The following is a 502-nucleotide window of genomic DNA, read 5'->3' on the forward strand; positions in this document are numbered from 1 at the left end:
GCCTACGGCGCTTTCCGTGCCACGCTGGGGGCGAACCAAAACCGCCTGCAATCGTCTTCCAACAACCTGGATAACATGATCAGCAACACACAGCAGGCGCTGGGCAGCATTAAAGATACCGATTTTGCGGATGAGATGAAAAACCACGCGCAGAGCGAGATGTTAATGCAATCGAGCGTGATGATGTTGAAAAAAGCCAGCGCAGCAACACAGTTGATTTCTACTCTGTTGCAAGGCTAATAACCCGTCATCCTTCGCGTTGCAGGGGGGGTACTCAGTTGCCCCTTCCCACCACTCGAATGATTTAGAGCCATTAATCAATCGATACCGCTTCTTGGAGCGGTATTTTTTATTTTATACCGGGCATAGCCCGGCTTTTAGGTAGTGGATAACCTCCCACCCAGAATTTAAGCAAATTCACTTTATCTGCATATTACGTTTAATAATCCCCCCTCCGGTGCCGCTTTATTTTACTACCACGGGCGCTAACAGGTAGCCCCGG

The 502-nt window shown here is 49.4% G+C and carries 1 protein-coding gene; it reads left to right on the forward strand.

The window, feature by feature from the left end:
* Window positions 1–240: flagellin (locus AC971_RS22430; protein ID WP_269429554.1), on the forward strand; the 240-nt coding region annotated here is incomplete at its 5' end.
* Window positions 241–502: the final 262 nt, after the last annotated feature.

This window comes from Yersinia similis (assembly GCF_001053095.1).
GTDB classification, from domain to species: Bacteria; Pseudomonadota; Gammaproteobacteria; order Enterobacterales; family Enterobacteriaceae; genus Yersinia; species Yersinia similis.